General features: G+C 49.8%; 11 protein-coding genes and 1 riboswitch. Of the genes, 10 read left to right on the top strand and 1 reads right to left on the bottom strand.

The features are described from left to right. Window positions 1-9: 9 nt before the first annotated feature. On the bottom strand, window positions 10-1095 hold the full coding sequence (locus tag PWYN_RS00690) for a YheC/YheD family endospore coat-associated protein (protein WP_036647347.1): 1086 nt from the start codon (window positions 1093-1095) through the stop codon (window positions 10-12). Between the two features lie 225 nt (window positions 1096-1320). On the opposite strand from PWYN_RS00690, the gene PWYN_RS27700 reads away from it, so the two are divergent. From PWYN_RS27700 to PWYN_RS00640, 10 genes are all read left to right on the top strand, one after another. Next, window positions 1321-6576 carry a WIAG-tail domain gene (locus PWYN_RS27700; RefSeq protein WP_052087667.1) on the top strand — a complete coding sequence of 1752 codons (5256 nt, stop codon included), beginning with the start codon at window positions 1321-1323 and terminating at the stop codon, window positions 6574-6576. A 177-nt stretch (window positions 6577-6753) separates the two neighbouring features. Then, window positions 6754-7596, top strand: a complete 843-nt coding sequence (locus PWYN_RS00680; protein ID WP_036647345.1) for a glycosyltransferase family 2 protein — start codon at window positions 6754-6756, stop codon at window positions 7594-7596. A 7-nt stretch (window positions 7597-7603) separates the two neighbouring features. Beyond that, window positions 7604-8506 carry a glycosyltransferase family 2 protein gene (locus tag PWYN_RS00675; protein ID WP_084146543.1) on the top strand — a complete coding sequence of 301 codons (903 nt, stop codon included), beginning with the start codon at window positions 7604-7606 and terminating at the stop codon, window positions 8504-8506. Further along, the gene (locus tag PWYN_RS00670; RefSeq protein WP_036647344.1) at window positions 8503-9240 is read left to right on the top strand and encodes a glycosyltransferase family 2 protein; all 738 of its coding nucleotides are present in this window, start codon (window positions 8503-8505) and stop codon (window positions 9238-9240) included. Before PWYN_RS00675 ends, PWYN_RS00670 begins: the two co-directional genes overlap by 4 nt. Before the next feature lie 113 nt (window positions 9241-9353). Then, window positions 9354-10085, top strand: coding sequence for a sugar phosphate nucleotidyltransferase (locus PWYN_RS00665; RefSeq protein ID WP_036647342.1), 732 nt, complete (start codon window positions 9354-9356; stop codon window positions 10083-10085). Between the two features lie 127 nt (window positions 10086-10212). Next, a complete protein-coding gene (locus PWYN_RS00660) occupies window positions 10213-10629 on the top strand; it encodes a nucleoside-diphosphate sugar epimerase (RefSeq protein ID WP_338049161.1) in 417 nt (138 codons plus the stop codon). 24 nt (window positions 10630-10653) lie between these two features. Next, the gene (locus PWYN_RS00655; RefSeq protein ID WP_036647340.1) at window positions 10654-10986 is read left to right on the top strand and encodes an alpha-helical endospore appendage domain-containing protein; all 333 of its coding nucleotides are present in this window, start codon (window positions 10654-10656) and stop codon (window positions 10984-10986) included. Continuing rightward, window positions 10986-11288: a hypothetical protein gene (locus PWYN_RS00650; RefSeq protein ID WP_052087666.1), complete on the top strand. Its 303-nt coding sequence runs from the start codon at window positions 10986-10988 to the stop codon at window positions 11286-11288. Before PWYN_RS00655 ends, PWYN_RS00650 begins: the two co-directional genes overlap by 1 nt. Before the next feature lie 4 nt (window positions 11289-11292). After that, on the top strand, window positions 11293-11730 hold the full coding sequence (locus PWYN_RS00645) for a FliH/SctL family protein (protein ID WP_036647338.1): 438 nt from the start codon (window positions 11293-11295) through the stop codon (window positions 11728-11730). A 203-nt stretch (window positions 11731-11933) separates the two neighbouring features. Next, window positions 11934-12443: a GNAT family N-acetyltransferase gene (locus PWYN_RS00640; RefSeq protein WP_157261053.1), complete on the top strand. Its 510-nt coding sequence runs from the start codon at window positions 11934-11936 to the stop codon at window positions 12441-12443. Between the two features lie 175 nt (window positions 12444-12618). Further along, window positions 12619-12717, top strand: a riboswitch (purine riboswitch). Window positions 12718-12791: the final 74 nt, after the last annotated feature.

The raw sequence follows: 12791 nt of genomic DNA, 5'->3' as shown, positions 1-12791 counted from the left end.
CAATAAAAGTTATCCCCGTTCGTCCCGTTCCAGTAAATACTTGGCATATCCCATCGGTCGGTTGTAGCTGTCTTTCCATGCCTCGTTGAGACCTGCTTTGTGAAACCCGTAACGCTGGTCGCGGCCGTTGCATTCAATGAAAAACGCACGCCCATCCCCCGTGATCCCGATATCCAGCCCTATATCAGCCAGACCCGGCAGACTGCGATCAAGACCCCTCGCAATAGACAGCCCCAAACTTATGGCGGACATTCGGATGCTGGCGGCTTTTTCCTTAGAGAAGACACTTTCCAAAGCAAATAATGAACTCACGGCTTCCCCGCCGCGGGCGATATTGGATACAAATCCTCCGGCGGGTGCCAATTTGGCAAACAGTCCGGTTACCTGCCACTCTCCACCCCAACCTCGCTGGACTGTGACACGAAGATCGAATGGACGTCCTGCCACCTCAGCAAGAGGGATACGCTCTTGTATCAGATAAGGAACGGCTGTCAGACGGGCCAGCAATTGCTTAGGCAAAACGTACTGATTCACAGGGATGATTACCCAACGTCCTGTCGATCGCAACCTGTAACTCCAACTCCATTTCCCATGGCCTTGGTGGGTTAAACGCATGACACCATTGCCTACGCTTCCACGGCACGGCTTAAGGATGAGATCCGGGAAGCGGCTCATCATAATCTTCAGACCGCTGACCCCTTTTTCTGTAGCCGGTAAAAAACGTTGCAGCTCGGGATTATTTCCGAGCAATTTGTGAATGACATCTTTCCCGTAACGGTTGCACGAATTGAACACCGTCGGTCCATATTTGATCAGCCGATCCATCCTAGTATTTATCTGGCTGTAAATCGCCCGATTGTGAATAACACGGGGGATAGAAATAACTTTTCTTCGATATCCTTGGGATTCTTTTATATAGGCATAACAGTACCCGGAGTGTAAATCTATATCTTCCAGCCTCAGGAAGCAGGGGGTAATGCTAAATAAAGAGGCGGCATCCTCATAGTTGGAGAGGGATTCCTGTCCCGTTTTGAGCTGGGGAATACCCCGGTACATAGAGGAGTTGAGCAGTATTCCGACGTTCTTTCGCCCCATGTTGATACCTCCTGTCATCTTCTGTGGTTCCGGCGGTTCCCTACTACTATCATTGTATGTTTGTACGCGCCCGTCAGGATGGACGAATGAGATGCGGCAGAAGCCCTTTTTTTGAAAAAAAGCAGTCGATCCCCCATACTTCTACTCCATTTCAAGGGTGTCATAAGCCTACTCCACTGCATATGATGCCTAGGAGAAACAATAGTTGGAAGGAGGAGACTGCTTGTGAGGGGTTCCAAGAGAAAGCAGCCGCGCAATGCGAAAAACCGACTTTATTATGTTGATAATCCCAATACAAAAGAATTGAGTATGCTGGAGAGCAGTCGAAAGACGTCCCCTAGTTCAATGACGGTCACCAACGAACAAGAGGTCATGCTAGAGCAGTCCTTACTGGTATTCGGGGAGGAGAAGGCAGAAATCAGCGAGGTGTCTCTGCAATCTGCACCTAGTCTGCTGCCTGAGCCCATGGAAACACTCCAGCTTCAGAAACAGACTTATATTCCAGCACCTGTATTCGCCGCACCTATCCCTGATCCTATCCCTGACCCTGTACCCGTCCCCGAGAAGGAGCGCTATCAGCCGGTTTATACGGATGACCTGTCCGATGCAGCGGTTACCGGAGCCAAGATTGCCCCCCGTACCATCGATGGAAGTAAGTTGAAATTCGGTATTATCGGCACACCTTGGCTGCAGGATTATGCTGTACAGAGTATTAATATTGCGGACAAGGCAGTGACATCATCCAAGATAGCCCCGGAGTCTATATCGGGAGAGCACTTGGCGGAAGGGAGCATCTCCGGGGGGAAACTGCTGGATCATTCCATAGGCGGAGAAAAGCTTAAGGATGACAGTATTGGTCCGGAGAAGCTGGCTGATCGAATTATCGGCGCCGGAAAAATCGCAGATCGGTCTATTGAGAGCCGGCACTTAAGTGAGTTCATCATCACTGCTGAACTGCTAGAGGATGGGGCTGTATCCGGTGATAAAATACTTAGCGGAGGCATTTCCGGACGACATTTAGCCAACGGTATTATCGACCGCTCCAAGCTGGCAGACGAAGCTGTATCGGGTGACAAAATTGCGGATAGGGAGATCACGGGTTCCAAGTTGAAGGACGGTATCATTGAGGGCCATCACCTAAGTGAGGGTTCTGTATCAGCGAAGCATCTAGCGCCGGGAGCTATTAGCCGAGAACAGCTCGGGAATCGGTTGATTGGCAAAGAGCAGCTGCAAGAGGGCAGTGTGGACAGCGGGCATCTGGTTGACGGATCTATTGGACCACGCCAGCTTGGGTCTGAGGTGATCCAAAGCAAGCATTTGGCTTTGGAAAGTGTGCGGGGCCTTCATATTGCAGAAGGAGAAGTGCATGGTCATCATCTGGCCGATCGGAGCATCTCCTTTGTGAAGCTGACTGAAGGGGCTGTAGGAACAGCCCAACTTGTAGAGCAAGCTGTTACTTCCTCTAAAATTGCCGATCAGAGTGTACTGACGCATAAGTTGGCTGATGAAGCTGTACAGACCAGGCATATCGCTAAGTCTGCTGTACGCGGTCCGCAAATTGCCTCCCAGGCAGTATCCGGGGCGCATCTGCAGCGTGAAGCGGTAGAAAATATGCATTTAGGAACAGCATCCATCGGGCCCGTTCAGCTTCAGGAAAATGCTGTTCAAACCCAGCATATATCAGATGGGGCGGTGACAGGCCGGAAGTTAGCAGCCGAGGCTGTTACAGATGGACATCTTCAGCCGCTAAGCGTGAGTACCACCAAGCTTGGAGATGGTAGTGTTACCCAAACGAAACTTGCAGCAGGTGCGGTGACAGGGAACTCCATCGCTAGGGAAGCCGTAAATGGAGAACATATTGGTTTCTGCGCAGTGGAAGAGAAGCACTTGGCAGATTCCAGTATCAGCGGACGCGTTCTTCAGGATGCCGTTGTGGATGCAGAGCATTTGGCTCCTGGGTCGGTAGAACGAAGACATTTAGCAGAGAATAGTGTGACAGCTCATGCTCTTCAAGCTGGCTCCGTATTGGCCGATAAGCTGGGAACGGGTGCGGTAAAGGAGAATCATCTTGCAGCCGCCGCCGTACAGCCGCATCATTTGGCCGATCATGCTGTAACCTCCTTAAAGCTTTCACCGGAAAGCGTGTCTACAGATAAAATCAGTGATTTGGCTGTAACGACTGTCAAACTCGCCGATGGTAGTATTAATTCTGCTAAGCTTGCGGAATCCGCGATTCTGGGGGAACATTTCTCTTTAGGGGCAATAGGATCGGACGCTATCAGTGATCAGGCAGTGCATAGCCGCCACATGTCACCGGGAAGTATCGGCGGTGCACAAATCAGGCCGCTATCTATAGGCAATGGGCATATCCTTCCGAATGCCATATCGTCGATTCAATTGCAGAAAGGTAGTATTAACGCCGACAAACTGGCGAAGCAATCTGTGAATTCAACACACCTACTGCCAGAAAGTATAGGTGGGGAACACTTAGCTGTTGAAGCGGTAGAAGGACGTCATATTCGCAACGGTGAAATTACCCTGGAGCATTTGGCAGCGGAAGTGCGGAGTCCGGGTATACTGCCGGATGGCAGTGTTACCGGTAATAAGCTCGCGGAAGGATCCGTCGGATCGTTACATCTTGAGCCAGGCAGCGTCTACGGAGATCATTTGGCATCGGAGGTCATAGACAGCCGCCATATTAGTTCAGGCAGTATTAGACTTGAGCATCTAGCAGAAGAGACGAAGACATCTGAATTGCTGCCGGATGGCAGTATTACAGGTAATAAGCTCGCGGAAGGATCCATCGGATCATTGCATCTTGTGCCGGACAGTATATACGGAGACCATTTGGTGTCGGAGGCGGTAGACAGCCGTCATATCAGTTCAGGCAGTATTACACTGGATCATCTAGCGAAAGAGACGAAGACATCTAAACTGCTTCCAGATGGCAGTATTACCGGTAATAAGCTCGCGGATGGATCCGTCGGATCGTTGCATCTTGTGCCGGGCAGCGTCTACGGAGATCATTTGGCATCGGAGGTTATAGACAGCCGCCATATCAGTTCAGGCAGTATTACATTAGATCATCTAGCGGAAGAAACAAAGACGTCTAAGCTGCTGCCGGATGGCAGTATTACCGGCAAAAAGCTGGGGGAAGGATCTGTTGGGTCGTTGCATATTGCGCCGTGCAGCGTCTACGGAGATCATTTGGCATCGGAGGCCATAGACAGCCGCCATATCAGTTCAGGCAGTATTACATTAGATCATCTAGCGGAAGAGACGAGGACTTCTGATCTGCTGCCGGATGGCAGTATTTCCGGCAATAAGCTGGTAGTGGGTTCGGTGGGTTCGTTACATCTTGCAACGGGCAGCATCTATGGAGACCACTTGGCATCAGAAGCGGTAGACAGCCGCCATATCAGTGCAGGAAGTATTACACTTGAGCATCTAGCGGAAGAGACGAAGACTTCTGAGTTGCTGCCGGACGGAAGTATCACCAGCAGTAAGCTGGCGGAAGGATCAGTCGGGTCATACCAACTCGCGGAGGGTAGCGTCTACGGGGATCACTTGGTGTCGGATTCGGTAGACAGCCGCCATATCAGTGCAGGCAGTATTACACTTGAACATCTTGCGGAAGAGACAAAGTCTTCTGAGTTGCTGCCGGACGGAAGTATTACCAGCAATAAGCTGGCAGAAGGATCAGTTAGGTCATACCAACTTGCAACGGATAGCGTCTATGGAGACCACTTGGCGTCGGATGCGGTAGACAGCCGCCATATCAGTGCAGGAAGTATTACACTTGAGCATCTAGCGGAAGAGACCAAGACTTCTGAGCTGCTGCCGGACGGAAGTATTACCAGCAATAAGCTGGCAGAAGGATCAGTTGGGTCATACCAACTTGCAACGGATAGCGTCTATGGAGACCACTTGGCGTCGGATGCGGTAGACAGCCGCCATATAAGTGCAGGCAGTATTACACTTGAGCATCTCGCGGATGAAACGAAGACTCCTAATCTGTTGGCAGATGGCAGTATTACTGGAAATAAGCTGGCGGAGGGGGCAGTTGGTTCAAACCAAATTGCACCCGGAAGTGTGTGCGGGGACCATTTGGCCTTGGAAACGGTCGACAGCCGCCATATCAGTGCAGGAAGTATTACACTGGATCATTTAGCGGAAGAGACTAGATCCATTAAATTGTTAGCGGATGGCAGTATCACCGGTAATAAGCTGGCCGAAGGGGCAGTTGGCTCATTCCAGCTTGCACCTGGCAGTGTGTATGGAGGTCATCTGGCGGCGGAGTCGGTCGACAGCCGCCACGTTCGTTCGGGGGGCATTAAGCTTAATCATCTAGCGTCAGAGGTAAGGACACCTGATTTACTCCCGGACGGTAGTATTACCGGAAATAAGCTGGCGGAGGGAGCCATCGGCTCGTTCCAGCTTGCGCCGGGAAGTGTATATGGCGGCCATCTGACACCTAAGGCTGTAGGCAGCCGTCATATCAGCACTGGAAGTATTACCTTTGAACATCTTGCTGAAGATACCAAGACCTCGGAACTGCTTCCGGACGGTAGTATTACCGGTTCGAAGCTGGCGGAAGGATCTGTACGTTCGGAACATCTGCTGTCTGAGAGTGTCCAGGGTGAACATTTAGCCGATGAATCCGTAGCAAGCCATCATTTGCAGCATGGAATCATTACCTTGGATCATCTTGCTAAAGAGACCCGTACCTCGGAACTGCTGCCGGACGGTAGTATTACCGGTGTGAAGCTGGCGGAAGGATCTGTACATTCGGAACATCTGCTGTCTGAGAGTGTCCAGGGTGAACATTTAGCCGATGAATCCGTAGCAAGCCATCATTTGCAGCATGGAATCATTACCTTGGATCATCTTGCTAAAGAGACACGTACCGCTGAATTGTTACCGGAAGGCAGTATTACCAGCGATAAGCTATCACCCGGATGTGTGCGTATGGAACATCTCTTTACTGGAGCAGTGGGAAATGCAGAACTCCAAGACGAAGCCGTAGATTCATCCAAAATCGCCTCATTCTCCATACAATCCCACCATTTGGAGGAAGAGAGTGTCCAAAACTTCCATATCGCTCCAGCAGCTGTTTGCAGAGAGCATTTGGCACTCGGTTCAGTGGATAGGGAGCATTTAGCTTTTAGTCCGGTCCAAAGTGCCGGGAATAGAGAGGCGCTGCAGCAGTTCGGGATGATGGCATTTATGTTCAATGGTGATGCTGAAAGTGTGGAGGTAACCGTAACATTCGATGAAAGCTTCGGTCATACAGGTTATGTACTTGTTGCTATGACTAACCAGCCTTTCTTCCATGCTTCATTAAAAAGCAGGGGGAACGGGAGCGCCGTTATAGAGGTTGTAAGATTGCTTGAAACGCAGCATTTCTACGGTGTGATCTCATGGATTGCCATTGGTACACCTCAATTTAAATTACCTGTAGATGATAGAGTATTTGACTAGAACCACTTTTCTTATATTTTAAATTAAGCGCAGCCTGAGGCTGCGCTCTTTTTTTGCGAATACGGCCATTTGTCCCATTTTCTATGAGAAGGAGACATTGGCCGTTACCCTGCTTGGCGAATTACATAAACTGTGGTGTACCCTCAGCCTGGGAAACATGCCCTGTAAGGAAGGTGGATGAGCTTGAAAACAAAAAGATCTCTTGCCCGCCGCACGGGGCGGCGGCTTTCCCGTAAATTAAGGCGCCCCGCTCGTCCTGCGCGAGAAACCGCAGCACTGGTGAATCACCCTGAGCCCTTGGTGTCCGTTATTATTCCGGCCATGAATGAAGCTGGGACCATAGCCAGAGCGATTGCCGGGGCAAGAGGTGTTCACCCTCGATGTGAGGTAATCGTAGTAGCTAACGGTTCTGCGGATAGGACAGTGGAAATTGCCCAATCCTGCGGAGCTCGGGTGATTTCCTATGCGGAACCGCTCGGACATGATGTCGGCCGCAGCATCGGGGCTGAAGTAGCAAAGGGTGAAATTCTGTTGTTTACCGATGGTGATCTTGTACTTTCCTCAGCCCAACTCCGTCCCTTTGTGATGGCTGTGAGCGGCGGGGTTGATGTAGCCTTGAATAATTATTCCGGACCGGTCCATCGATCCCGCCCACATCCAGTTGTACTCTCCAAGCATGTGCTGAATATTATTCTTCAACGTCCCGATTTGAAGGGCTGTTCTATGACTGCAGTTCCGCATGCTTTAAGCCGAAGGGCATTTCAAGTTCTAGGGAGTGACTTGCTGTCCAGACCCCCTGTTGCCTATGTTCATGCCGTCATGGAGGGGCTTCGGGTGGAACCTGTGCATATTGTGCCTGTAGGAAAAATAAATGCTGTCCGCCGCAAGAAGGGTGGAAGAGATCCCTTGCAGCAGCTTGTGATCGCTGATCATCTGGAGGCAATTGCTTTGTTGCTTAAAAGGCGGGGGAGTCGGGCCGGTTTCACTGACGGAATCCGGCGCCGCGAGATGGTGAGGTGATAATACGATGAGTAACAGCTCCAAGCTTTTCAAGCCTAGAATCGGGAAGGGTTCCTCTAAATCCGGCAAGTCGGCTAAATCCTCATCCTCTGCACCTCGTCGGTCGTCGCGAAAACCTAAGTCAGGTCGATCCCTTCGCTTGATTCCTGGCTTTCGCAGCAGCTTATCCGTCATAATCTCGGCGCGGGACGAAGAAGAGACGTTATTCCAAGTGCTTAAGCAGGTAATGCGTCTCCGACCGGTAGAGATTATTGTCGTTCTCAACGGATGCAAGGACAGAAGCTTTCAACGTGCCAGATTGTGCAAACAGGCGGTGGTTGTTCATTGTCCGGAATCTGCCGGGCATGATGTAGGCCGGGCTATAGGTGCGAAGCTGAGTCGCGGTGATATCCTGCTTTTTCTCGATGGTGATATGGTTATTCCTGCGCCTCAACTGATTTCGTTTCCGGCGGCGATAGATCGGGGAGGAGATGTAGCGCTTAATGATATAGATCCACTACTCCCAAATTTTGCTCACTGGGACGAAGTGACACGCTGCAAGCTTTTCCTAAATTCAGTTCTTGGGCGGACAGATTTGGGCACGAGTTCTATAACTGCAGTTCCGCATGCTCTTTCGCGGAGGGCGGTGGAGACGATTGGCTGTCAGTATTTGATGGTTCCTCCGAAAGCTCATGCCGTTGCGATAATGGAAAAGTTGAAGGTGGAAAAAGCAGGCACTGTGAATGTGATAAACCAAAATCGGCAGCGTAAAGCCAATACAGGTGAGGGTAATGCTATGGCGAGGCTGATATCCGGTGATCATGCCGAAGCTCTTCATGAGGTACTGGCGCGGGGAGGAAGCAAGGGGCTTGAGGGGAGCAACGGCGCTGAGAGCCGCCGGCAAACGGCAGTATGGAGGAATGGCATATGACGATGACCAGCATCATTATCCCAAACTATAATGGTCTTCATCAGCTTCGGGCCTGTGTGGATTCAATCAGAGAATATACGGCAAGTCCTTATGAGATCATTGTTGTAGATAACGGTTCCGAGGATGGCACAACAACCTATTGCCGCTCTGAAAAAATAACCTTCATCTCTTTGCCAGCCAATGCCGGTTTCCCGGTAGCCTGTAATTTGGGATTACAGTTAGCTTGCGGAGACGAGCTGCTGCTCCTGAATAATGATGTTATTGTATCCCGGAACTGGTTGACCAATCTAAAACGGGCCTTGTATAGCGCTCCTGACATCGGCATTGTTGGACCCATTACGAATTATGCCAGTGGAAGGCAGCAGGTGAAAACTTATTATGAGGATATCCCGGCTTTTCATAAAATTACGGAAACATCCAATGTTCCCGACCCGTCCAAATGGAGAGAGACTCACAGACTTGTGGGGATGTGCTTTCTCTTCAAGCGAGAAGTATTAGACGTTGTAGGCTTGCTTGACGAGCGATTCTCTCCCGGGCATTACGAGGATGATGATTATTGCTTCCGCGTACGATTGTTCGGATATCGGCTGCTTATTGCCGGCGATGCTCTGGTACACCATGAAGGAAGCGTAAGCTTCAAGCAGGTATACCATGGAGGATGGCAAGAGCTGGTTGAGCGGAATCGCAAGCTTTTTATAGAGAAGTGGAATACCGATCCTGCAGCTTTTATATAGCTTGAATTTATAACCCTCAGGCGGGTAGTGCAGGAGTCTGTGTTTGAAGTCAGTTTTACTAAATTAATTTGCTGGGAGCCCTAGGTTCCACAAAAGGTTGAGGAGGAAAGGTTGTGAAAGGAGTCATACTGGCGGGCGGAACAGGATCTAGGCTATATCCGCTGACCCGGCTTATGAACAAACATTTGCTTCCGGTCGGCAAATATCCAATGGTGTGCTACGGTATTGACCGGCTGCGCCGGTGTGGTATAACCGATATTCTTCTCGTCATCAGCAAACAGTCAGCTGGACTGTATATGGATTTTTTGGGTAGTGGTGCTTCATTCGGAGTAACGCTTACTTATAAAATCCAGGAGGCAGCCGGTGGGATTGCGGAGGCACTGGAACTGGCAAAAGGATTTGTACCCTCGGGTGAACGCTTCCTGGTACTGCTGGGAGACAACCTTTTTCTGGATGACTTAACGCCTTATGTCGATAGTTACCTTCGGCAGCCTGCGGGTACGGCTAAGGTGCTGCTCAAACCGGTTAATGACGCACGACGATACGGTGTCCCGGTGTTCGATAGTCAAAATTCTGCTTGGATCGCCTACATTGAAGAAAAGCCGCAGCATCCGAAGACGGGGTATTGTGTGACTGGCATTTATATGTACGATGAGGCTGTGTTCGACATTATTAGGCGGGTGTCTCCTTCCAATAGAGGAGAGCTCGAAATCACCGATGTGAATAATATCTATGCCGCAGACCGCAAGCTCAGCTATGATATCTTGAAAGAGTGGTGGAGCGATGCGGGAACGTTTCAGTCTCTGCGTGAGGCTGGGGAGAAACTGAGAGATGCGCTGCCTTAAGGGCAGCGTATTTTTTTATTGTAAATTTCTTGCATCAGGTATATTACCCTTTTCGGTATCGACAAGTACATAGAGAGTTCCAGGCTGCTTAAACATCCATTGAGTAATGGCTTGAAGCTTAATCCTATTGAAAAAAACGGTAATCATTCTCTCCAAATTTCTTTCCTCTACATATTCTCCGAACGTTATCACCAGCACCGTACAGGCTTATGCCGCATATGCTGTAGCAGGGCGTTTGAGCAAAGGAGACATGAAGGTGCAGAATAAAATAACAAAAGTGCTGCAGCACATGGCCCATACGCATGAGCAGATGGCAAGAATTCTGGATGCCGAACGCCACGTGGCTGTCCGGATGTCGCAAATTGTTCACGATCTGCCGGATGCGGACCCGGATTTGGGTGATACCAGCGGTTTGATCGAAAGCTCGAGTCAGGTTAACAAGAGCATTATTGCTTACTTGAACGCACTTGCCGATCTGGAGGAAGCTATGGCTGAAGGGGTAGGCAGGGTGATCAAGGAATTAAACGGGCAGGAAGAAGAGTAACGCTTAAGAAGCAGGAGGTGGATGATGAGCAGAGAAAAGGCTTATCTGCAAATGCTGGAGTCGACCGCCGCCATCCAGTGGAACATCGCAATGATTCTGGAAGCCAAGGCGGTGGAAGCGGAGAAGGTGAAGCAGTGGACACAGCACCATATCCACGCAAAAGCGTTCGATAATCACGAAGAGCAGCTGAAGGAATCCCTTTCCATACATGAACAAATCGTTGAGTTGGTGGAGGGGCTGACTAAGCTGGAAAACGGTCTATACAGTAACCTTAAGGCTGTGCTTGGTAGCGGTGAAGAAGAGGGGGGCGGGGAAGGTTTTGGCGGAATGGGCGACGGGTTTGGAGAGGGAAGCTAATGAGTCCCCGGAATCTTTCGGAACGAGCCGTCAAGCTGGAAATGATCCGCTCTATTGCCCGTAGTCAAGCGGCTTTAGCTACCATTCTGGAGAGTATCGCTGAATTAACAGGTCATTCTGAGCTGACTGCCCGCAAGCTATGTGACAATGTCAGGATATTAAGCCAATACCAGAGCTCGATGTGCCGGATGATGTCCGGTATTTCACTTCACCGGCACAAGACAGGAACTCCGGCTGCACCCTGGCTGAGCAAAACCTGTGTCGGAGGGAGCCGTAAGAGTCATGGAGTACAGGAGGAGTAGAGTGATGAAGAGAAAGAAGATCCGTAGAGCGCTGCGTTTAGGGAAATCCTCGAGAACAAGAATTCTGTTGCGCTCGCGGAAAGCCAAGGTTCGCAGAGGCCTTGTTCGCAGAGGTCTTGTTCGTAAAGTCCGCAGAGGACTTACTCGGAAGGCAGTTCGATATGGTAAGAGCAAGAAAGGGCTTCTGTTGCGTCGAAAGAGAAGACTTCGCCGCCGGATTGTCCGAAGAGCACGAGTCGTTCATCCACCGGTAAATGTAATTCCCGCAGCTGTACCGCTCCCGGTAGCTGAGGTTGTTGCGCTCCCCCCGGATCTCGGCGTCCCGCCGGAAACTCCGCCGGCAGACGCCTTTCAGCAGGGATACACCGAAGCATACAACGTGGGATTCGATGCCGGTTTCGCCAAGGGCTTCGAGGACGGGCATAAACTGGAGTTCGGCTGAGGCATCATACGCCAATTAACAGCGTAGGAGACAGAGAATTTATAATAGGCAAAACGGGAGAGTGTCTCAGTCTTATAAGAATGAGACACTCTCTTTTGTATGGGTAAAATTAAGGATGTATTTCTGCTTTACCTGTTCATATGATAGACTTCTTACAGAAATGATAGGGGTTCAAAATATGATGATGAAAGCAGGTGCACAGGGTGACAAGTACTATTCGAGCAGGACGCCAAGTTGAGAGTGAACAGATTATGGAACTGATTGCCCGGTGCGTCCAGGTGATGCAGGACGGTGGAAGTGATCAGTGGGATGAAAGCTATCCTAATAGGGAAGTGATCCAGGAGGATCTGGAGCAGAGTAATTTGTATGTATGTGAAGTAGAAGGTGCCATCGCAGGCATAGTCGTATTGGATGAAAATCAGGCAGAAGAGTATGGGGCTATCCACTGGGTGCAGAATCAAGGGCCTCATCTAAGCATGCACAGACTGGCTGTGCATCCGGAAGCTCAGGGTAAGGGGATCGCTCGCAGACTGATCGCTTTCGCGGAAGATCATGCCGTACGCGGCGGTTATACCAGCATCCGTCTAGATACTTATGCGAAGAATTCTTCTGCATTGAGGTTATATAAAAGCTTGGAATATGACCTTAGGGGGGAAGTGAACTTCCCGGGAAGAACAGCGAGCTTTCCGGTGTTTGAGAAAGTAATAGGTTAGGTAGAAGAGTCTGATTGATAGAGATTAATCTAGTGATGTTATTATATATTACGCATAAGAGTCAAATACAGGTGAAGAGGGGTATTTACGCTCTTGTATTGTTAAGTTGTGTTATTTTATATAACTTTTATTGACAAGTAAGCTGTCCTTGAATTAAAATTTGACTATTCAATCGAAAATTGAATAGTCCTTTTTTCGTATATCCTTAATAATTGGTTTAAGGGTCTCTACCGGGAACCGTAAATTTCTGGCTACGAAAATATGCTCAGGCATATTTTTGTGGCCTTTTTGTGCTATACAAATTGAACTTTAAATTAGAGAAAAGGGAACGGAGTGACGAAGGGGAAT

The sequence above is a fragment of the Paenibacillus wynnii genome, assembly GCF_000757885.1.
Taxonomy (GTDB): Bacteria; Bacillota; Bacilli; order Paenibacillales; family Paenibacillaceae; genus Paenibacillus_AQ; species Paenibacillus_AQ wynnii.
Note: the sequence above shows the minus strand (reverse complement) of the source record. Positions and strands in the feature narration are given on the sequence as shown.